At 66.4% G+C, this 20,736-nt stretch carries 15 protein-coding genes; 2 read left to right on the forward strand and 13 right to left on the reverse strand.

Features of this window, described 5'->3' with window-relative positions; all coding sequences use genetic code 11:
• Positions 1-513 precede the first annotated feature (513 nt).
• Positions 514-1,392, forward strand: a complete 879-nt coding sequence (locus tag BST14_RS15910; protein WP_083065311.1) for an SDR family oxidoreductase — start codon at positions 514-516, stop codon at positions 1,390-1,392.
• On the opposite strand, the gene BST14_RS15915 is transcribed toward BST14_RS15910, so the two are convergent.
• Positions 1,389-2,852 carry an amino acid permease gene (locus tag BST14_RS15915; RefSeq protein ID WP_083065312.1) on the reverse strand — a complete coding sequence of 488 codons (1,464 nt, stop codon included), beginning with the start codon at positions 2,850-2,852 and terminating at the stop codon, positions 1,389-1,391. The genes BST14_RS15910 and BST14_RS15915 overlap by 4 nt on opposite strands.
• Before the next feature lie 107 nt (positions 2,853-2,959).
• Positions 2,960-3,850 carry a PAC2 family protein gene (locus BST14_RS15920; protein WP_211280729.1) on the reverse strand — a complete coding sequence of 297 codons (891 nt, stop codon included), beginning with the start codon at positions 3,848-3,850 and terminating at the stop codon, positions 2,960-2,962.
• 439 nt (positions 3,851-4,289) lie between these two features.
• Here BST14_RS15920 and metH point away from each other — a divergent pair, with 439 nt between their 5' ends.
• Positions 4,290-8,078: a methionine synthase gene (gene metH / locus BST14_RS15925; protein WP_083065313.1), complete on the forward strand. Its 3,789-nt coding sequence runs from the start codon at positions 4,290-4,292 to the stop codon at positions 8,076-8,078.
• Here the strand turns inward: metH and malQ are convergent.
• The 11 genes from malQ to BST14_RS15980 all read right to left on the reverse strand — a co-directional run bounded on the left by malQ (position 8,060) and on the right by BST14_RS15980 (position 20,675).
• A complete protein-coding gene (gene malQ / locus BST14_RS15930; protein WP_083065331.1) occupies positions 8,060-10,048 on the reverse strand; it encodes a 4-alpha-glucanotransferase in 1,989 nt (662 codons plus the stop codon). The genes metH and malQ overlap by 19 nt on opposite strands.
• A 138-nt stretch (positions 10,049-10,186) precedes the next feature.
• Complete coding sequence (locus tag BST14_RS15935) at positions 10,187-10,954, reverse strand: mannan-binding family protein (RefSeq protein WP_083065332.1); 768 nt, start codon at positions 10,952-10,954, stop codon at positions 10,187-10,189.
• Positions 10,955-10,971: 17 nt separating this feature from the next.
• Positions 10,972-11,673, reverse strand: coding sequence for an Rv1363c family protein (locus BST14_RS15940; RefSeq protein WP_083065314.1), 702 nt, complete (start codon positions 11,671-11,673; stop codon positions 10,972-10,974).
• Between the two features lie 25 nt (positions 11,674-11,698).
• Positions 11,699-12,958, reverse strand: a complete 1,260-nt coding sequence (locus tag BST14_RS15945) for an MlaD family protein (RefSeq protein ID WP_083065315.1) — start codon at positions 12,956-12,958, stop codon at positions 11,699-11,701.
• The gene (locus BST14_RS15950) at positions 12,955-14,175 is read right to left on the reverse strand and encodes an MlaD family protein (protein ID WP_083065316.1); all 1,221 of its coding nucleotides are present in this window, start codon (positions 14,173-14,175) and stop codon (positions 12,955-12,957) included. The genes BST14_RS15945 and BST14_RS15950 overlap by 4 nt, the downstream gene beginning before the upstream one ends.
• Positions 14,172-15,293: an MCE family protein gene (locus BST14_RS15955; protein ID WP_438502170.1), complete on the reverse strand. Its 1,122-nt coding sequence runs from the start codon at positions 15,291-15,293 to the stop codon at positions 14,172-14,174. The genes BST14_RS15950 and BST14_RS15955 overlap by 4 nt, the downstream gene beginning before the upstream one ends.
• Positions 15,284-16,339 (reverse strand): MCE family protein, encoded by a 1,056-nt coding sequence (locus BST14_RS15960; protein ID WP_083065318.1) that lies wholly within the window; start codon positions 16,337-16,339, stop codon positions 15,284-15,286. The genes BST14_RS15955 and BST14_RS15960 overlap by 10 nt, the downstream gene beginning before the upstream one ends.
• Positions 16,332-17,387, reverse strand: a complete 1,056-nt coding sequence (locus BST14_RS15965) for an MlaD family protein (RefSeq protein WP_083065319.1) — start codon at positions 17,385-17,387, stop codon at positions 16,332-16,334. Before BST14_RS15965 ends, BST14_RS15960 begins: the two co-directional genes overlap by 8 nt.
• The gene (locus BST14_RS15970) at positions 17,384-18,955 is read right to left on the reverse strand and encodes an MlaD family protein (RefSeq protein WP_083065320.1); all 1,572 of its coding nucleotides are present in this window, start codon (positions 18,953-18,955) and stop codon (positions 17,384-17,386) included. Before BST14_RS15970 ends, BST14_RS15965 begins: the two co-directional genes overlap by 4 nt.
• An 11-nt stretch (positions 18,956-18,966) precedes the next feature.
• A complete protein-coding gene (locus BST14_RS15975) occupies positions 18,967-19,830 on the reverse strand; it encodes an ABC transporter permease (RefSeq protein WP_083065321.1) in 864 nt (287 codons plus the stop codon).
• A gap of 2 nt (positions 19,831-19,832) precedes the next feature.
• Positions 19,833-20,675, reverse strand: coding sequence for an MlaE family ABC transporter permease (locus BST14_RS15980; RefSeq protein WP_083065322.1), 843 nt, complete (start codon positions 20,673-20,675; stop codon positions 19,833-19,835).
• Positions 20,676-20,736 lie beyond the last annotated feature (61 nt).

The raw sequence follows: 20,736 nt of genomic DNA on the forward strand, positions 1-20,736 counted from the left end.
CGCGGTCGAGTCCGGCGCGCGGCGGCTGGGTTGGCTGGGCCGCCGCACGCCGGTGACTCGGCGGTCATGGCCGAATCGCCTTTGTTTCGATGACGTTTGGCGTCGCTTTGGAAACGTCTACCGACGTCGCTTGCGGCGGGGTCAAACTGTTGATTGTCATCCGGCGATCCCCCGGCGACATGCGCAATTGCGTGTCATGCCGGCGAGCGTATGGCCGGCGCCGACTCCACCGGCTGGATGCGAGCCAATTAGAGTAGTGGAAACGTCCAGTTAGCGTAGTGTTTACACAGAAAACGCCGCCGAGGCCGATTCAGCGGAGCGCATCACGGGGTGGTAAGAGTGGCGCCAGAGCCCGCGAGATAAACCCGTACAAAATGCCTCTACGCAAAACGTGTAAGAGTGCGCTGGGGCCATTTTGAGCTAATCGATTAGCCTGCTGATTCAGCGCTGCTCGGGGGCTGACCCCAGGCGCGCGGGCGTGGGTTCGAACGCCCGCACGGTACGTTGGCGACCATGACATCGCTGCAGGACAAAGTCGTTCTTATCACCGGCGGTGCCCGGGGGATCGGGGCTGAAACCGCTCGGCGGTTGTTTGCGACGGGAGCCAAACTCGTCCTGACCGATCTCAACGAAGCCGACCTGAAAGCCCTCGCGGCCGAACTCGGCGAGGAACGGGTGTTGACGGCGGTCGCCGATGTGCGCGATCTGTCCGCGATGGAGGCCGCCGCCGCTCGGGCCGTCGAGCGATTCGGCGGCATCGACGTGGTGGTAGCCAACGCCGGCATCGCCAGCTACGGGTCGGTGCTGCAAGTCGACCCCGACGCGTTCCAACGGGTGCTCGACATCAACGTGCTCGGCGTCTTTCACGCCGTGCGCGCGACGTTGCCGGCGTTGATCAAGCGCCGGGGCTATGTGCTTATCGTCTCGTCGCTGGCCGCCTACACCGCCTGCCCAGGTCTGGCGCCGTACAACGCCTCCAAGGCCGGTGTCGAGCTGCTGGCCAATGCGCTGCGGCTGGAGGTGGCCCACTTGGGCGTCACGGTCGGGTCGGCGCACATGTCGTGGATCGACACCGCCCTGGTCCGCGACACCCAATCCGACCTGCCCGCATTCAACCAGCTGCTGGCCAGCTTCCCGTGGCCACTGAACAAAACGACGACCGTCGACAAGTGCGCGGCCGCTTTCGTCAAGGGCATCCAGCGGCGTCGCACCCGCGTCTACTGCCCCCGCTGGGTGGCGCTGTTTCGGTGGGTCAAGCCGGTGCTGTCCAGCCCGGTGGGCGAAATGCCCCTGCACAAATCCACCGCCGAGCTGCTGCCCCAGCTGGACGCCCAAGTTGCCGCGCTGGGCCGTTCCACCAGCGCCTACAACCGCGACCTCGGCACGTCCTAACCGGTCGGGGCCGCGCGCTGCGCCGCGACGGCAGCCACCCGGCGGCGCACCAGGAACCATCCGGCGCTCAGCGCCGGGATGACCACCACCACCGTCGCGATGGTCCAGGTGCCGGTCTCCTTGTCGAACGCCATCATGACCAGGACGCCGGCCAGAAACGCCAGGGTGAGATACCCCGAATACGGGGCCCACGGCATCCGGAACCGCGGCCGTTCTACCCGTCCGGACTTGGCCAGCCGGTAGAAGCGCAGCTGACACAGCACGATGGTGGCCCAGCTCGCGATGATTCCCGGCGCCACGATGTTGAGCACGATCTCGAAGGCTTCGCCGGGGTTGACCGCGTTCAGCGCGATGCCGAGCAGGCAGATAGCGGCCGCCATCGCGATGCCGACGAAGGGCACCCCGTTCTTCGACATCCGGGTCGCGAACCGGGGACCGCTGCCGCTGGACGCCATCGAGTGCATGATGCGGCCGGTGGAGTACAGCCCGGCGTTCAGGCTCGACAGGGCGGCGGTGAGCACCACGATGTTCATCAGGTCCCCGGCGCCGTGGAAGCCGATCTTGGAAAAGAAAGTGACGAAAGGACTTTCGGTGGCCTTATAAGAGGTGTAGGGCAGCAGCAAGGCCAGCAGCGCCACCGACCCGACGTAGAAGATCGCGATGCGCGCTATCACAGAATTGATCGCGCGGGGCATGACCTTCTCCGGCTCGGCGGTCTCCCCGGCGGCGGTGCCCACCAATTCGATGGCGGCATAGGCGAATACGACGCCCGAGGTGGTGAGCAGCACCGCCAGCACGCCCGAGGGAAACAGCCCGCCGTGGTGGGTCCACAGGCTCAGGCCGGTGCTGTGGCCGTCGATCCGATAGCGCCCCGCCAGGAAGACGATCCCGACAACCAGGAAGGCAACCAGCGCGAGAACCTTGACCAGCGCCGCCCAGAATTCCAACTCGCCGAACCACTCCACAGAGATCAGGTTCATCGACAGCACCACGACCAGGGCGAGCAGCGCCAACAGCCACTGGGGAATGGATTCGAAGGCCGTCCACCGTCGCAGGTAGGTGGCGATCGCGGTGGTGTCCACAATGGCCGTCATCGACCAGCCCAGGAAGTACATCCAGCCGATCGCGTAGGCGGCCTTCTCGCCGAAGAACTCCCGCGAATACGACACGAACGAGCCCGACGAAGGACGATGCAAGACCAACTCGCCCAGGGCTCGCAGGATGAGAAAGACGAACACCCCACACACGGCGTAGACCAGGAACATCCCGGGTCCCCCCTTGGCGAGCCGCCCGCCTGCTCCGAGGAACAGCCCGGAGCCGATCGCGCCGCCGATGCCGATCATCTGCACCTGGCGGGGCTTGAGTCCCTTGTGGTAGCCGGCGTCTTCGCCGAAATCGCCGGCGACAGCGTCGGAACCGGCTATGTGATTTGGGTTGCCATCGTCGGGCAACGCGGCCATGAAACGATCCAATCGGTAGTCGCGAAGCGATGCTTCCGTAGTTGATCGGTCGACGGCAAGTTCTCAGACGCCCGCCGGCGACCTGTGGTCAGTCTCGATGATGGCGACTAGCGCCCGAAGCCGGGGCGACGGCGGCGCAGGTAGCGCTCGAACTCGGCGGCCAGCGCGTCGCCGTCGATCTTGCCCAGGGCGTCGTTCATGTCGATCTCGGCGTCGCCGCGTTGCTCGAGCGACAGCACGTACTCGGCGAGGTCCTCGTCTTCGGCGGTCATCTCGGTCACCGCCTGCTCCCATTCCTCGGCGTCTGTCGGCAGGTCGGCCAGCGGCACCTCGATGTCGAGGACGTCCTCGACGCGGCGTAGCAGGGCAACCGTCGCCTTCGGGTTCGGCGGCTGTGAGACGTAGTGCGGCACCGCGGCCCAGAACGTCACCGCGGGAATCCCGGCGGCCACGCACGAGTCCTGAAACACCCCAGCGATGCCCGTCGGACCCTCGTAGCGGCTTTCCTCGAGGCCGAAGCGCCTGGCCGACTCGGGGGAGTAGGCCGCGCCCGAAACCGGGACCGGTCGGGTGTGCGGGGTGTCGGCCAGCAGCGCGCCCAGGATCACCACGGTGTCCACGTTGAGTTTGTCGGCGATGGCCACCAGCTCGGCGCAGAAAGTGCGCCAGCGCATGTTGGGTTCGACGCCGTGCATCAACACCACATCGCGGTCGCTGCCGGGCGGGCGGCAATGCGAGATCCGCATCGCGGGCCACACCAGCTCGCGGGTCACCCCGTCCACCTGCCGGATCACCGGGCGATTTACCTGGTAGTCGTAATAGGCCTCGTCGTCGATCTCCAGGATCGGGTCCGCTTCCCAGATGGCCTCGAGGTGTTCGAGCGCGTCGCTGGCCGCGTCGCCGGCGTCGTTCCAGCCCTCGAAGGCGGCCACGACGACGGTGTGGTGCAGTTCGGGCAATGCCGCTTCGCCAAAGGGAGGGCCGTCGGGCGGGGTCACAGAATTAGCGTACGGCCTTCCGCGCGGCGACGATGCGGACCGTGGGCGGTCCGCTCAGGAGTCGCGCAATTGGGTCGAGCGCGGCGACGATGCGGACCGTGGGCGGTCCGCTGAGCGACTCGCACAACCGCGCTCAACCGCGGGTTTTCATAGAACGACTATCCTTACGGCGTGACCGCACGCCCGCGGAACTCACGTCAGAGGACTTCAACGCCCGGCGTCGCGGCCGTCGAGACGAAATACCACCGGCTGCAAAATGGTTAACCTTGGTAACTATCACGTCGCTGGCAGGGCACGAGCTGTCGATAGCGGCGATGAGTTGGGCGTCCGGACGTCGATCGGGTGACGACGTAGACTTCTCTGGTCGAGAGGCGTTGCAACGGATATGGGCCTTCGCCCGTGTCCGCCACGCTCGGCATAGTCAAGGACGCCTTCCGCTATGGAAGGAGTGCACGTGACCGCCCCCGTGAATGTCCCGGAGTCGAACACCTTCGCGCCGAATATCCGCCCCGACTGCACCGACGAGCTGACAGCGGCCCTGCGTCAGCGGATCGTGGTGATCGACGGCGCGATGGGTACCGCGATCCAGCGCGACCGGCCGGACGAGGCCGGTTACCGTGGCGACCGGTTCACGGAGTGGCCGACCGCGCTGCAGGGCAACAACGACCTGCTCAACCTGACGCAGCCACAGATCATCGAGGGCATCCACCACGAGTACCTCGAGGCCGGCGCCGACATCCTGGAGACCAACACGTTCAACGCGAACGCGATCTCCCTCTCCGACTACGGCATGGCCGACCTGGCCTACGAGTTGAACTACGCCGGCGCCGCTCTCGCCCGCAAGGCCGCCGACGAATACAGCACCCCGTCCAAGCCCCGCTACGTCGCCGGCGCCATCGGGCCGACCACCCGGACCGCGTCGATCTCACCGGACGTCAACGACCCCGGAGCCCGCAACGTCTCCTACGACCAGCTGGTCGCCGCCTACCTCGAGGCCGCCAACGGCCTGGTCGACGGTGGCGCCGACCTGCTCATCATCGAGACGATCTTCGACTCGCTGAACGCCAAGGCGGCCGTGTTCGCCGTCGAGACGCTGTTCGAGGACCGCGGACGCCGCTGGCCGGTGATCATCTCCGGCACCATCACCGATGCCTCCGGCCGGACATTGTCCGGCCAAATCACCGAGGCATTCTGGAACTCGATCCGGCACGCGAAGCCGATCGCGGTGGGCCTGAACTGCGCCCTCGGCGCGCCGGAGATGCGGCCCTACATCGCCGAGATGTCGCGGATCGCGGACACGTTCGTGTCCTGCTACCCCAACGCCGGCCTGCCCAACGCCTTCGGCGAGTACGACGAGACGCCGGAGCGTCAGGCCGGCTACATCGCCGACTTCGCCGAGGCCGGCCTGGTCAACCTGGTCGGTGGCTGCTGCGGAACGGCGCCGCCGCACATCGCCGCGATCGCCAAGGTCGTCGAGGGCAAACCGCCGCGCGAGGTGCCGAAAATCGAGGTGGCCACCCGACTTTCGGGTCTGGAGCCGCTCAACATCACCGACGACTCCCTGTTCGTGAACATCGGTGAGCGCACCAACATCACCGGCTCCGCCCGGTTCCGCAACCTGATCAAGGCCGAGGACTACGACACCGCGCTCTCGGTTGCCCTGCAACAGGTCGAGGTCGGCGCACAGGTCATCGACATCAACATGGACGAGGGCATGATCGACGGCGTCGCCGCGATGGACCGGTTCACCAAGTTGATCGCGGCCGAGCCGGACATCAGCCGCGTCCCGGTGATGATCGACTCCTCCAAGTGGGAGGTCATCGAGGCGGGCCTGAAGAACGTGCAGGGCAAGCCGATAGTCAACTCCATCTCCATGAAGGAGGGCGAGGAGAAGTTCGTCCGCGAGGCACGGCTATGCCGCAAGTACGGCGCCGCCGTCGTCGTGATGGCCTTCGACGAGCAGGGCCAAGCCGACAACCTGGATCGCCGCAAACAGATCTGCGGCCGCGCCTACCGGATCCTGACCGAGGAGGTCGGCTTCCCGCCCGAGGACATCATCTTCGACCCGAACTGCTTCGCGCTGGCGACCGGCATCGAGGAGCACGCGACCTACGGAATCGACTTCATCGAGGCCTGCGCCTGGATCAAGGAGAACCTGCCCGGGGTGCACATCTCCGGCGGTATCTCCAACGTCTCGTTCTCGTTCCGGGGCAACAACCCCGTCCGCGAGGCCATCCACGCGGTGTTCCTGTTCCACGCCATCAAGGCCGGCCTGGACATGGGCATCGTCAACGCCGGTGCGCTGGTGCCTTACGACTCGATCGACCCCGAGCTGCGCGACCGCATCGAGGACGTGGTGCTGAACCGCCGGGAGGACGCGGCCGAACGGCTTCTGGAGATCGCCGAGCGATTCAACAAGTCGGAGGACAAGGCCGGCGACTCGGCTGCCCAAGAGTGGCGTGGCCTTCCGGTCCGCGAGCGGATCACGCACGCTCTGGTCAAGGGCATCGACGCCCACGTCGACGAAGACACCGAGGAACTGCGGGCCGAGATCGCCGGCGCAGGTGGTCGCCCGATCGAAGTGATCGAGGGCCCGCTGATGGACGGCATGAACGTCGTCGGTGACCTATTCGGCTCCGGCAAGATGTTTCTGCCGCAGGTCGTGAAGTCGGCCCGGGTGATGAAGAAGGCCGTCGCGTACCTGCTGCCGTTCATCGAGAAGGAGAAAGAGCAGAACGGCACCACAGCGGCGAAGGACACCAACGGCACGATCGTGATGGCGACCGTGAAGGGCGACGTCCACGACATCGGCAAGAACATCGTCGGGGTCGTGTTGCAGTGCAACAACTTTGAGGTGATCGACCTCGGTGTGATGGTGCCGGCCGAGAAGATCCTGGCGGCGGCGCAGGAGCACGACGCCGACATCATCGGCCTGTCCGGGCTGATCACCCCCTCCCTGGACGAAATGAGCAACTTCGCCGCCGAGATGGAACGCGGCGGGCTGGAGATCCCGCTGCTCATCGGCGGGGCGACTACCTCGCGCGCCCACACGGCCGTCAAAATAGCGCCGCGCCGCAGCGGTCCGGTGGTCTGGGTCAAGGATGCCTCCCGCTCGGTGCCCGTCGCCGCCGCGCTGCTGGACGACAAACAGCGTCCGGCCCTGCTGGAGGCCACCGAGAAGGACTATGCGTCGCTGCGCGAACGGCACGCCCAGAAAAACGAGCGGCCGACGCTGACGCTGGAAAAGGCCCGCGCGAACCGGACGCCGATCGAATGGGACGGCTACACGCCGCCGGTGCCCGCCATCGGCCTTGGGGTGCGGGATTTTCATGACTACGACCTCGCCGAGTTGCGCGAGTACATCGACTGGCAGCCGTTCTTCAACGCCTGGGAGATGAAGGGCAGATTCCCCGACATCCTCAACAACCCGGCCACGGGCGAGGCGGCCCGCAAGCTGTACGACGACGCCCAGGAGATGCTCGACACCCTGATCAAGGAGAAGTGGTTGACCGCCAGCGGTGTCATCGGGTTCTTCCCGGCCAACGCTGTCGGCTCGGGGATTGAAGACATCGAGGTGTACACCGACGACACCCGCACCGAGGTGCTGACCACGCTGCACCACCTGCGCCAGCAGGGCGAGCACCGGGAAGGAATCCCGAACCGGTCGCTGGGCGACTTCATCGCGCCCAAGGAGACCGGTCTGGCCGATTACATCGGCGCCTTCGCCGTGACCGCGGGGCTGGGCAGCCAGGAAAAGATCGCCGAGTTCAAGGCGGCCCTGGACGACTACAGCGCCATCCTGCTGGAATCGGTCGCCGACCGGCTGGCAGAAGCATTCGCCGAGCGCATGCACCAACGGGTCCGCAAGGAGTTCTGGGGATATCAGCCGGACGAGCAACTGGACAACAACGCACTCATCGACGAGAAGTACCGCGGAATCCGCCCCGCCCCCGGCTACCCGGCCTGCCCCGAACACACCGAGAAGGCGACGCTCTGGAAGTTGATGGACGTCAAGGAGCGGACGGGCATCGAGTTGACCGATTCGATGGCGATGTGGCCCGGTGCCGCCGTCAGCGGCTGGTATTTCTCGCACCCGCAGTCGCAGTACTTCGTAGTCGGCCGGGTGGCCCAGGACCAGGTCGCCGACTACGCGAAGCGCAAGGGCTGGACTCTGGCCGAAGCCGAACGCTGGCTCGCCCCCAACCTCGGCTACAACCCGGAGGATTGAGGCCGAAATATGGCGGCGATCTCGGCGACGCGCGGGTCGTCGCGCAGCTGCTCCAGCGTCTCCGGGAGGGGTAGGCGCCAATTCGGGTACTCGTCGATGGTGCCGGGCAGATTCGGTTGTCGCGGTTCGGCGACGATGTCGTAGGGCGAGATCAGCTTCAACCTGCTCGGCGTCGCCGCCAGGAACCGGTGCATCGCGGTGATGATGTCGTTCTCGTCCGGATCGTCCGGCAGCAGCCCTTCGGAACGCAGCAGGGTCAGCCACTCGGCCTTTTCCTTCTCGGCGCAGGCTTGCTCTGCGGGTACGTCGTCGAGCAGGTCGAGCTGCGCGCGTACCCGCACGTGTTCGCCGCGCAAAAAGCCCGCCACAGTGGGCAGGTCATGTGTGGACAGGCTGGCGGCCGCGCGCGACGGCCACCTCGACGAGGCAAGCAGAGGTTGGTCGGGTGCGGACTCGTCGCGAGTGAACCAGGACACCGCGCAGCCCAGCATTCCGTTGGCCCCCAACGCTTCGGTGACTTCCGGCTCGACCGTGCCCAAGTCCTCACCGACCACGGTCGCGCCGGCACGGTGGGCTTCCAGCGCGAGCACGGCAAGCATGGCGTCGGCGTCGTAGTGGACGTACGTACCGCGGTCGGCAGACTCGCCCGGCGGTATCCACCACAGCCGCCACAATCCCGCGACGTGGTCGATTCGCAGGCCGTCGGCGTGAATAAGAATGGCGCGCAGCATGTCTCGCAGCGCGGTGTACCCGGTTGCGGCGAGCCGGTCCGGTCGCCAGGGCGGCAGCCCCCAATCTTGGCCGTGCGGGGTGAAATTGTCCGGGGGAGCGCCGACGTGAACTCCGGTCGCCAGCATGTCGGCCAAGGCCCACGCGTCGGCCCCGTCGGAGTCGACGCCGACCGGCAGGTCGTGCAATACACCCAGCGCCATACCCGCTCGTCGCGCGGCGCCGCGGACTTCGCCCAGCTGTTCGGCACAGCGTTGCTGCACCCAGGCGTGAAAGGCAATCCGTGGTGCCAGTTCCCGGCTGGCCTCGGTGACCCCCGGGCCGTCGACATCACGCAGGGATTCGGGCCATTGCGGCCAGCGGCCGCCGTATCGCTCGGCTAGCGCGCAGTACGTGGCCCACTGACGCAATGCCTTGGAGGGGGATTCGTCGAGCGGGCAGGGCCGATCCTGCGCGCGCCACAGCAACTCCAGCGCGGCGCGCTTGGCGGCCCAGACGAGGTCGTGGTCGATTTGCTCGGTATGCGGCCAGACGCGCAGCGCGTCGACTTCCGCGCGGGTTTGCGGGTCGGCTCGACGGTAGGCGTCGAGATCCTCGATACGGACCGCCAGCGGGTTGGTGAAACGTCGACTCGATGGGGTGTAGGGGGAGGGCTGCACCGGATGGGTTGGGCCGGGGGCGTTGAGCGGGTTGAGCAATACCGCACCCGCGCCGTGCGCCGCCGCGGTCCAATCGATGAACTCCCGCAGGTCGCCCAGATCACCGATGCCCCAGGAGCGGCCCGAGCGCAGCGCATACAGCTGCAGCATCCATCCCCAGGTCACCGCCGTCTGCGGCACCCGCGGCGGGGCCGCTATCAGGGTGACTTCCTGGTCATCCCGGGTGTGCAGCCGGTACCAACCCGGCGCCAGGTCGTCGGGCAGTTCGTCGCGCACTTCGGCGCGGGTGCCGTCCTCGCCGACCAGCGCCGCCGCTCCTGGAAACGGTCGGGGCCGGCCGTTCAGTCGTATCGCGATTGTCGGTGCGAGGGCTCCCGCGCGCTTGCGCTCGACCAGTTTTGCCAATTCGCGACGCCGGCCGGCGTCGTCAGCGGCATCGACCTCGAGCAACCCGAGCACCCGGATCACCACGTCGGCATCGACTTGCACCGGTTCTCGTCGCTCATTGCGGTAAAAGGTCGCCACTCCATGGGCCTCAGCCAGTTGGCGCAAGTCCTCTGGCACCGGCGTGGGTCTGGCCATCAGATCGTTCGCGCGGGCGGCATGGCGGTGCAGATGGGTGATGGCATGGTGCTCAGATGGCAAAGAGGCGGGCGCACTTTCGAAACGTACCCACCCGCGGCCGACTTACACGGCCGCCTGCGTGGCCGATGGGTTTGCTCAGATGCGCAGCACCGGACCCAGTGCCGACAACGGGATGTGCGCCTGGACGGTGCCGCCGTCCATGTACCACTGCGGCAGCCCGGGGGAGAAGTTGATCGGCTCGTCGTGGCCGACCGGATAGTCAGGCATGTAGAGGATCAACTCGTCGGGCGTCAGCGCCCACGCCTTGTACGCGCCGGAGTAGACCTTGTCGGGCGTCCAACGGTCGAGAATGAACGGGTATGTGCCCGGATCATGCGGTGGCGGCGCCTGATTAAGCGCCGTGTCGATGAACGGCGCGGCCAGCGGCGGGATCGCGGAGAGCGGGTTTGACGTCGTCAGGTCGGCGAGCTGCACCCGTCTGCCCGCTGCCATGTCGAAGGTGAACGTCCGATAGGCGTTGTTGGGCTTGGGCCCGTCGGCGTGGTAGTCCTCGTGGAACACCGCGCTGAGCAGGTTGCCGTGCCGGAAGACCTCGAAGTTCTCCTCGCCGTAGCTGTCGGCGGCCATGCCGGCGTTGGCGGTCTTCCAATTGTTGACCAGGGTGTGCAGGTAGTCGCGGATCACCGGGCCGGTGGTCGGGTTGTCGACCAGGTCGTCGGGCACGGCGATCTTGATGTCGCGAACGGCGTTGCGTTCCGACGTCACCGCGGTGTGGCAGTACTGGCCGTCCCAATCACCGCCGAGCTCACCGCAGAACGTCGGCGCGGACGCGTGCGTGGTGGCCGCGCCGGGAATCGTTGCGGCGGTGGCTATTAGGAATGCCGCCGACAGTCTCTCGAGCATGGGTGGCTCCACTCGGCTCAGAGGAGTTGGACTTTGCTTGCCCGCCAGCGACCGTCGACCTTCTCCATGGTCATCTTGATCCTGCTGCGGTCGATGCGCGGGTCGGGTGCGGCGGTGTTTGTGACGGTCTGGTCGATGAACAGCAGCACGACCACCTTGTCGGTCGACTCGGACTGGATGGCCGAGTCCACCACCACCCCGTGCGCGGTCGCCTTGTTGTCGATGAGCAGCTGCCGAAGCTTGACGCTGGATTGGGTATACATGTCCTTGAATTCGCCGGTCGCCCCGTCGAGCACCTGCTTGAAATTGTCGTCGACCTTGTTCGAATCGATGCTCGTCAGCACCTGCGCATAGGCGACGGCCGCCTGCTGGGCCTGTTCGCCCGCCGCGTTGAGCCGATGGTCCTGCCACTGCCGCCACCCGAGGAATCCCGAAAGGCCAAGCGCGGCAACGAGTAACGCCGGCAGCGCGCTGCGGCGCAGATAGCGCCGCCAGGGCCGCTTGGCGCTGTCGGTGTCGGGACGCTTGCGGTTGAGCAGTGCGCCACCTTCGTGCTCGTCCTCGCCGTCGTCGGCGTGCTCGTCACCGTCGTCGGTGGTGGCCTCGTCGGTGTCTTCGCTTGCGACTTCCGGTGTTTCGGCGCCCGACTGCACGTCGGCTTCCGTATCCGCTTCGGTGTCGGCTTTCGGGTTCTTCTTGGTAGTCACGACCACGATCATCTCCTAAAGGTCGACGGGCTAGGACTCAGTGCGGCGGTTCGATCGGCAGCTGCGGACCGCCGTAGGGGGTGGGAATGGTGTAGCGGCCGCGCGGGGTCGGATCGGTCCGCTGGCCGAGGTTCGCGCCCGGTGGCGGGCCGGCGGTGTCGTCGCCGCCCGGCCGCGGCGCGTTTTTGGCCCCACGGATCGAGACCGCCGGGTCGTCGTCGCGGCAGTAAGTGTGCATGAAGGGCTCGTAGTAATCGGCGGCGGAGGAGGCGTGCGCCGGTGTCCCGTAGTCGCATACGTAGCGCGGGTACAGGTCGGCGGTCGCCCAGACACCGCCGTCGTGAAAGGCGCTCGTCACCGCATCCAATACCGACCCGCGGTAGTCGGGGAACAGCGCGTTGAGCGCCGGAACCCGCAGATAGAACAGCTGCGACATGGTCGCCATGCTGCCCAGTAACTGCACCATGGTGTCGGAGTTGTCGGCGAACAAGTTGTCGATGGCCGACAGCGTGCGCGGCGTCTGCTGGGTCAATCGGCGGTAACCGGCTTGCATTCTTGCCACACCGGTCAGCGTCTTGTTGAGTTCGGTTGCGGCGGAGTTCAATCCGGCGTTCTTGTCGCTCGCCAGGGTGAGCACGACCCGGCTGGTCTTGATGATGCTGGTGGTCTGGGGCAGCACCGAATCGAGCGTCGACAGCAGGAACGTGCCGCCGTCGACGATGGCGGTCAGCTTGGCCGGGCCATCCTTGCTCAGGCTCAACTCCTTCTTGATCAACTCGATCTTGTGCGGATCGACCTGGGCCAGCAGCCCATCGGCGTCACCGAGCAACCGGGCCAGGCTGACCGGGGCGGTCGTGTGGTCGAGCGCGATGAGGCTGCCGTCGTGCAGATATGGCCCGGCGTCGGAGGCCGCCTCGAAGTTGAGGTACTGCTCGCCGGCCGGCGAGAGCGCGGACACGTGCACGACGCTGTTCGCCGGGATGCGCACCTTTGACGTGATGCTGGCGACGGCGTTCACGCCGTTGTCGGTGATCTGCAACGACTCGATGCGGCCGATGCGGACGCCGCGCAACGCGACGTCCTGATTGGGGAGCAGCCCGCCGGATTCCGCCAGTCGCACGGTGACCCGGTAGGACGAGGCGAAGGGTTTCACCCGCAACGCGCCGACGAGCAGGTAGGCGGTCGCCACGACCAGGATGAGCACCAGGCCGGCCACCGACAGCCAGACCTGCTGCCGGTGAGCGGTGCGGACCGCGCGCACAACGACATTGGCGAGGTCGGCGAAGGCGCGGATCACGGTTGCGGCCCCGGCGGCGGTGGGGCCGGTGCCGGCGGGGCCCCGGGCGCGACGTCGATCTGCCCCGGAATGTTGGGGTCCGGAATCACCGGAACCTGGGGCGAATTGGGCCCCCGGCCGACCACGCGTTCCTGCAGCCGCCACAGGGTGTATTTGAGGGTGCCGACGAGCAGGTTCACGTTGTAGTGGTGTGGCCCGTGCAGCCCGATGTCACCGGGGAATCCGATGTCGGGCAGCGACCCGAGCATGATCTTGTCCACGCCTACGTTCACCGAAATCGAGTTCCCGGCAGTCGATTTAACCAACGCAGGAATCAACCGGTTGATCGAAAGCCAGCTGGTATCGGGGCTCATCGCAACGTCGTTGGCGGCCCCGGCGATCGTGTTCAGGTCGCGGATCATGCTGCGGCCGCTGGTGTCGGTCCCGCCGATCGACGGGAACCTGGCCAGCAACCGGGAGGTATCTCCCACCTGCACGGCCAGGTTGGACAGCGCACTGGTGTTGTCGGACAGGGCCGACGTGGCGGGCCTGGCCGCCGACATCAGGTCGCTGATCGTTTGGTTCTTGGCGTCGAGTTGCTCAGTCAGGCACGACAATTCGGTCAAGGCGCGCGAGATCTGATCGGATCGGCCGTTTAACGTCGCGAGCAGCTCGTTGGACTTGCGGACCATGTCTCCGAACGCCTGGCCCTGATCGCCGGTCGCCTTGCCGAACCCGTTGATGATGTTGGTGAAATTGCGCACCGCCCCGCCGTTCACCAGGACCGCCGCCGAGCTCAGCACCGACTCGACGGTCGCGGCGGCGGCGGTCGAGTCCAGGCCGATGGTGTCGCCGTCGCGCAGCAGCGGCGTATCCGCGGGATCGTCGGCCGGCGGCTTCAGGGCCACGAACACGTCGCCCAGCGGTGTCGCGGTGCGCAATTCGGCGGTGCTGCCCCGCGGCAGTTGCACGCCGTCCCGGATCCGCAGCCGGGTGACCGCCGTGTAATTGCGGGCGACCATCGATTCGAGCTGCCCGACGTCCGCGCCGGCGAGCTTGACCTTGGCGTTCATCGGCAGGTTCAGCGCGTTGGAGAACACCGCGTTCAGCGAATAGCCGCCCGAGCCCAGGCCCGGGGCCGGAAGCGGCAGGCTGGCAAGGCCGTTCGTGGCGCATCCCGCGGTGACCATCGCCGCGGCAACGGCCGTGAGCACGCCCCGCACGCCCGCGCCGATCATTTCTGCCCCATGGCGGCCATGCCGTCGAGCACATAGGTCAACCCGAAGTCGGGACCGAAGTCCTGGATGGTCCCGGTGCTGCAGCCCAGCTGCCGAAGCCCCATCAGGTTGCAGATCTCTTTGGTGTACTGGCTGTCGAAGACCAATCGATCCGTCAGGAAGCGGGCCCGCACGCTGCCGTTCGCACGGTCGATCATGTTGTAGGCGTTGTCGGCCACCAGCGGGGCCAGATCCAGCAGCTCGGCCAGGTCGCGGCGCTGGTCGGTCACCGTCTTCAGCGTGTCGTTGCCGTGGAGCACGGCCTGTTTGATGTTGTCGCGGTTGGCGTCGAGCAGGTCACCGGCCCGCTGGATCAGCTGGTCCAGTTTGTGTCCGGTGCTGCCGCCGCCGAGGTCCTCGTCGGCCATGATTTGGCTGACTTGGTGGATGGTGGAGGCGAATTCGCGCAGTTTCGTGTCATTGGCGGCCACGGCGTCGAACAGCGTGCTGATGTTTTTGACGATCGTGGTGATCTGCTCGCGGGTCGCCGCGCCGCCGTCGCTGGACAGCCGCAGCGCCTTGGACAGCTCACCCAGCGCCGCCTTGATCTTTTCGCCGTTGCCCTTGACCACCTCGGTGCCGCCGCCCAGCACGTCGGCGATCGGGCCGCCGCCGCGGCCGTCGCCCTCGAGCGACTTGGTCACCTTGTCCAAAACGTTGAGCACGCTGCTGAATTCGACCGGCGTTTTGGTCCTGGGCAGGCCGATGGTGTCGTGGTTCTGCAGGGTCGGTCCACCGTGGTAAGGCGGCGTCAGCTCGATCTGCCGGTCGGTGAGGATGGACGTGGACACCGTGACGGCCTGGGCGGTCGCGGGCACCTTGACGCGGCGGTCGACGGTGAACTGCACCTCGACGTAGCCGCCCTTGGCGTTGATCTTGGTGATCTTTCCCACCGGCATGCCCAGCACCGCCACCTCATTGCCCTCGTAAAGGCCCGAGGCGCTGTCGAATTGCGCCGTCACGGTGATCGGGTCGTCGTCGGAACTCAAGTACCACCAGCCGGCACCGAGGACCGCGGCGATGACCGCGACCGCGGCGGTGAGGGCCAGCGCCCTGGCTGCGAACCCTTTCACTTGCAATCCTTGAAGTACTGGATCATGCCGAACTGCTTGGCGCGCCCGCTGATTGCGCACATCCACGAGTCGATCAACGGGACGTTGGGGGCGTTGAAGTTGATCGCGTTGCCGTCACCGGTCAGGTTGGCCGCCTCGCGGAAGAAGATCGGGCTGGTTTGCAGCATGCTGTGCAGCAGGTCGTCGTGCGCCGACATCAAGTTGGTGAAGTCGCGCATGTCCTTGATCAACGCGTCCAGGCCCGAGCGGTCGTTGACCACGACCTGGCTCAAAGTATCGACCAGACTCGTCAGGGATCGCATCATCGCGTGGAAAACGGCACGCCGCGCGACGAATTGGCCCAGCAGGTCCTGGCCCTGGTCGACCAAGGCGCCGATACCGGCCTGCTGGCTCCGCAGCGTGTTGGTGACTTGTTCGGTGCTGCGCAGCAGCTGTCCCAACTGGTCACGTCGCACCGCGATGATCGACGACAATGTGTTGATGTTCGTGATCGCCTGCGGCACAACGGCGGGCAGGCCCTCGAGCTGTTTGCCGAGCACCGCCAGCGACTGTGCGAACCTGTCGGAGTCGACCTGCTCGAAGGTGGTGGTGGCGTCTTGCAACGCGGCCTGCAGGTCGTAGGGCACCTCGGTGTGCGCCAGGTCGAAGGCGTCGCCGGGCAGGTGGGCGGACCCCCTGGGTTCCAGCGCGAGATAGCGCGAGCCCAAGATGGTGGTGACCCGGATCTGCGCGCGAGAATCCTTGCCCAGCTTGATGTCGTCGCGGACCCTCAAACCCGCCTCGACATGGTCGCCGACGAGTTTCATGCTCGTGACGGTGCCCACCGGTATGCCCGCGACCACGACCGGGTTGCCGGCCCGCAGCGAGGCCGCTTGCAAAAACTCAGCGGTGTAATGCCGGTAGCCGGCGCCGATCGCGTGCACCGCCAGCATGATTGCAATCACCACCGCGACCACGCCGACGGCGATAAACCCGAGCCACGTCTTGTTATAGCTTTCCAGCGGACGCTTCTTCAATGCGGACAGCCGTCGGCGTATCGATGCCTCAGCCATCGGCCGTGCTCCTACAGCGCGGGGTGTGCCAGGCCCTGTTCCCGGGCGTGGCGGCATTGATGATGATGGGCACGACATCGTTGAGCCCGGGGAAGAAACCCATGAAATTCACGTCGCACACGTAGGCATTGCCGTACGCGCCCTGATTACCCACGCGAGCAAGGCCCTTCAGCAGCAACGGAATGTTGTCGCCGAAGAACGCCACCTGCGGTTCGACGTCCATGATGTGCTTGGTGACCCCGGGGCGGCGATCGATGAATTCGCGCAGCGCCGGGTACACGCCCGTCGCCGAGGCCGAAAGCCGATCGGTCACCCGGGCCAGCGAACCGACCGAGGCGACCAGGTCCGGTCGCCGCCGGTCGAGGTCGGCGACGACGCCGCGGGCCTGCGTGATCACCCCGTCGAGATTGTCGTTCTGTTGGGCGAGGTTGCCGACCACCTTGTTGAGGTTGGTGATCACGCTGCCCAGGGCCTGGTCGCGGCCCGCGAAAGTCTGTGTCAGCGTCGAGGTTTGGCCCACCAGCGTGGTGAGCGACGACGTGTCGCCCTGCAGCGATGCGATGATGCCCTTGGTGAGATTGTCGGCGTCATGTGGGTTCAGCAGGCTGAACAGGGGCTCGTAGCCGTTGAGTAGCGTGGTGACGTCGAAAGACGGCTCGGTGCGTTGTAGCGGGATGGTGCTGCCCGGCGCAAGCAGCTGTCGACTGCCCTCCTTGCCCAGCGAAAGTCCGAGGTAACGCTGCCCGACGATGTTCTGGTAGGTCACCGACGCCAGGGTGTTTCCGAATAACCGCTGTTCGGTCTGCACCACGAACGAGACCTTCGCCAAAGTCCCATCGAGCTCCACCTTTTCGACCCGGCCCACGCGCACCCCGGCCATGCGGACGTCGTCGCCCTCGCGCAGTCCGTACACGTCGGTGAACACCGCCGAGTACCTGGCGATGTCGCCGGCCACGTCACGCCGCAGACTCACATACACCAGCCAGGTCAGCGTCACCGAGACGACCATGAACAGGGTCAGCGCGATGAGCGGGCCGCGGAACCTCATTTGGCCTCCCCGGGTGGACGAACTAGTGAGACCGTGGTGCCGCGGGCGACGGGTCCCAGCAGAAGTTCGGTGGCTTCGGTCGCGGGGGCGCCGGTGATCACGCCGAGCATGTTCCGTTCGTATTGACTCCCAACGGGTCCCACGTTGCCCCCGAAAGAGGCCCGGTACGAGGCCGGCGGGATCCACGGCGCCTTGGGGGGAGCCACCGGCGCGACCCACGGTTCGTGTTGTTGCGGCGTCGCGGGCGCACCGGGCGAGGGGTTGTCGGGATTCGCGCTGCCCGGCACCGGCGGCGACGGCGTAATGCCCGGAGCCAGAGGCGGATTGGGGTCGACCAGATTCGGTGGTCCGTTCACCAGGGGCGGACCCACGGCGACCAGGTTTCCGTCCGGGCCGATCACCGTGCCCCGCGGGGGGGCCAGGTCCTTGGGCGGGTGATAGTTCTGCGGCAGCAACACGTCGGGCAGATCGGGGCGCACCGGAATCAGCGGTGCGGTAAAGCAACTGGGTCCTTTGAGCTCGCCGTAGTGCGGACAGTCGGCACGGGTGTAGGTGGAACTCGGCGTGAACGTCAGCATCGCGCGCATGTTGCCCAGGTTCGTCCGCGGATTCCAGACCTGTTCCATGAACTGGTTGGCCAAGTTGTCCAATTTGGTGACGGCGGGCACGAAGTTGTTCGACTTCTGGGCCAGGATGCCCAGCACCGGCGTGAAATCGCCTGTAATCCTGATGAGTTGGTCGATGTGGTTGTCGAACGATTGGCGGGTCGTGCCGGCCGTGTAGTCGGCGCCGGAAATCAGCGAGGCCAACTGCCCGCGTGTCTCGGCAAAGGTTCGCATCGGCTCGACGGCCTGATGCAATGCATCGAGCAGATCGGGCGCGGTCTGGGCCAGCCCCGTCGTCGCATCCAGCAGCGCCGAAACGGTCGAGGGACCGGCTTCGCTGGTGACAATCGAATTGAGTTGATCGAGAAGGCGATTCAACTGGGCACCGGCGTTCAGCAGGCCGACGCGGCGGTGGTCGGTCGCCGCGCCCAGGGCGGCCAGGATCCCCACCGACCTGTCGTCACGGCCACGCCCCGCGGCGGCAAGCAGGTCACGCAGCTTGCTGACGGTCGTCTGGAAAAGAACCGTCGGCAACCGCTTGTCCTCCGGGATGTGCGCGCCGTCGCGGATTGTCTGACCGGGGCCGTTGCCGACCAATTGGACCGACGAGACGGCGAAGACGTTGCTGGGCACCACGCGCGCGGTCACGTTGGCCGGAATCGACTTGGCGTAATCCTCTTTGAGGTCGATGTGGACGTAGTTGGGCTTACCGTGCGCCGCCGGGACAACGTCGTTGACCATCCCAACCAGGACACCGTGATATTTGACGTCGGACTTCTGCGGAAGGCCATCGCCGACATTGATCAGGTCGGCGACCACCCGCACGTAATCGTTGAGCCTGCCGGTGGATTTCACCAACATCGCGGTGGTGATCAGGGCGCTGACGACCACAACCGCGATGCCGATGCCGAACAGCTGCCGATCGGACGGGCCGCGGCCGTCCAGCTCAAAGGAATTGGGCACGTTCCACCGACCTACCCGCCAAACCTGGCACCCGAGTCCACGCCCCACAGCGCCATGGTGAGCAGCATGTTCACGATGATCACGACGGTGATGCTGGCCCGCATGCCGTGTCCCGCGGCGACCCCGACGCCCTCGGGCCCGCCGCTCGCGTAATAGCCGTAATAGCACTGGACCGTGGACGCGATCCAGACGAAGATGACCGCCTTGAACAAGGAGTAGACGATGTCCTGGCCGGCCAGCATCAGCGTGAAGTAGTGCAGGTAGGAGCCGGTCGAGCCGCCGCTGCCCAGTCCCACCACGATCTGGGTGCTCAGGTATCCGATCGCCAGGCACGCGGCGTACAGCGGGACGATCGCCACCACCGACGCGATCAGCCGGGTGGTCACCAGGTAGGGAATCGGGCGGATGGCGATCGATTCCATCGCGTCGATCTCTTCGGCGATGCGCATGGATCCCAGCTGGGCGGTGAAGCGGCAGCCGCCCTGCATGGCGAAGGCGAGCGACGCCATCAGGGGAGCCAGCTCGCGGGTGTTTACCAACGAAGAGACGAATCCGGTGGCGGGGCCCAGCCCGAGCAGATCGAGAAAGTTGTAACCCTCGATGCCGACCAGCGCGCCGACCGTCATGCCGAGCACCACGGCCACCCCGGCCGTGCCGCCGCCCACCACGATCGAGCCGTTGCCCCAGGTGATATTCGACAGCAACCGGAGGAATTCGGCGCTGTACTGGCGCAGCGCGAGCGGCACGGCGACCGCGGCCCGGATGAAGAAGACCAGGAGGTGGCCGAGCCGGATGATGGGCACTCTGCCGCGGCGGTAGAGCCGAACGAGGGGCACCGAGATCGGTGCGAACGGTTGATAAGCGGAGGCCGTCATGTCTATAGCCCCGTCCGCGGCGACAACATGATGTAGAGCTGGCTGATCGCAACGTTGACGATCATCAGCAGCAAAATCGCTTCGACCACAGCGGCATTCACGGAATTCGCGACACCGGTGGGCCCGCCCTTGGTGGACAGGCCTTTCTGGCTCGACACGATGGCCACGATGGCGCCGAACACGATGGCCTTGATCAGAGCGAGGATCATGTCACCGGTCGTCGCGAACGACGCGAACGTCGACACGAAGCTGCCCGGCGCCCCGTTTTGGAAGTACACGTTGAACATGTAGCTGGCGAAAAATCCGGCGAAGCACACGACGCCGGTGAGGGCAACGCCGATCATCACCGCCGCGGCGAAGCGGGGCACGACCAGGCGGCGGATCACCGATACGCCCATCACCTCCATCGCGTCGGTCTCTTCGCGCATCGTGCGGGAACCCAGGTCCGCGGTGATGGCCGACCCGACCGCCGAGGCCATGAGCACCGCGGCCACCAACGACGCCCCCTGCCGAATGACCGCCAGCCCGCTGGCCGCCCCGGCCAGCGACGTGGCACCCACCTGGCCGGCCAGCAACGCGAACTGGATGGACAGGGTGACGCTGATCGGCAGGGACACCAGGATCGTTGGCAACACGGCGGTGCCGGCCATGAACGCGCCCTGCCGGACGAACTCCTGCCACTGGAATCGCCCGGTTGCCAGGTCGTAAAAGAAGTACTGCGCGGTTCGCACACCCAGCACGAATTGTTCACCCACCGTCGTCAGCGAGGCGACCGGATGACGTTGGACGTACCCGAGCGACCAGTTCCGAATAGCGGTGACGCCATCGAGCTGCGTCGTCGTCATAACGGCGTGACCTGCGGACCGCATAGCAAACCCACGGCGCAGGTCATCGCGTACCAGCTAC

Origin of the sequence: Mycobacterium arosiense ATCC BAA-1401 = DSM 45069, assembly GCF_002086125.1 — a bacterium.
GTDB classification, from domain to species: Bacteria; Actinomycetota; Actinomycetes; order Mycobacteriales; family Mycobacteriaceae; genus Mycobacterium; species Mycobacterium arosiense.

What these genes read in the sequence shown, in the direction of transcription:
- BST14_RS15960 (WP_083065318.1), bottom strand. Translation starts at nt 16,339, where the DNA reads ATGGCTGAGGCATCGATACGCCGACGGCTGTCCGCATTGAAGAAGCGT.
- BST14_RS15965 (WP_083065319.1), bottom strand. Translation starts at nt 17,387, where the DNA reads ATGAGGTTCCGCGGCCCGCTCATCGCGCTGACCCTGTTCATGGTCGTC.
- BST14_RS15980 (WP_083065322.1), bottom strand. Translation starts at nt 20,675, where the DNA reads ATGACGACGACGCAGCTCGATGGCGTCACCGCTATTCGGAACTGGTCG.
- BST14_RS15950 (WP_083065316.1), bottom strand. Translation starts at nt 14,175, where the DNA reads ATGATCGGCGCGGGCGTGCGGGGCGTGCTCACGGCCGTTGCCGCGGCG.
- BST14_RS15940 (WP_083065314.1), bottom strand. Translation starts at nt 11,673, where the DNA reads ATGATCGTGGTCGTGACTACCAAGAAGAACCCGAAAGCCGACACCGAA.
- BST14_RS15915 (WP_083065312.1), bottom strand. Translation starts at nt 2,852, where the DNA reads ATGGCCGCGTTGCCCGACGATGGCAACCCAAATCACATAGCCGGTTCC.
- malQ (WP_083065331.1), bottom strand. Translation starts at nt 10,048, where the DNA reads ATGGCCAGACCCACGCCGGTGCCAGAGGACTTGCGCCAACTGGCTGAG.
- BST14_RS15910 (WP_083065311.1), top strand. Translation starts at nt 514, where the DNA reads ATGACATCGCTGCAGGACAAAGTCGTTCTTATCACCGGCGGTGCCCGG.
- BST14_RS15935 (WP_083065332.1), bottom strand. Translation starts at nt 10,954, where the DNA reads ATGCTCGAGAGACTGTCGGCGGCATTCCTAATAGCCACCGCCGCAACG.
- BST14_RS15975 (WP_083065321.1), bottom strand. Translation starts at nt 19,830, where the DNA reads ATGACGGCCTCCGCTTATCAACCGTTCGCACCGATCTCGGTGCCCCTC.
- metH (WP_083065313.1), top strand. Translation starts at nt 4,290, where the DNA reads ATGGAAGGAGTGCACGTGACCGCCCCCGTGAATGTCCCGGAGTCGAAC.